The sequence below is a fragment of the Micromonospora sp. DT233 genome, from assembly GCF_049841815.1.
Classification (GTDB): domain Bacteria; phylum Actinomycetota; class Actinomycetes; order Mycobacteriales; family Micromonosporaceae; genus Micromonospora.
Genome location: NZ_JBNCLB010000060.1, coordinates 1 through 213, shown reverse-complemented (window position 1 = coordinate 213; position 213 = coordinate 1). Strand labels below are relative to the sequence as shown.

Annotated in this window: 1 protein-coding gene; it reads right to left on the bottom strand. The window is 70.9% G+C overall.

Translation table 11 applies throughout. From position 1 onward, the window contains the following. Window positions 1-213, bottom strand: a 213-nt coding sequence (locus ACLQ2V_RS28195) for an acyltransferase domain-containing protein (protein WP_425721755.1), incomplete at both ends; no start/stop codon positions are given.

Here is a 213-nt window from a genome sequence, read left to right as displayed (position 1 = left end):
GCAACAACCCCTCCACCTCCGCCACCGGCAACCCCACCGACACCATCCCCCCACGACCCGAAATCACCCGAATCGCCTGCGACCGCAACGCCACCACCCGCGCCGCATCCCCCAACGACAACACCCCCGCCACATGCGCCGCCGCAATCTCACCCTGCGAATGCCCCGTCACCGCCACCGGCCGCACCCCCACCGACTCCCACAACCGCGCCA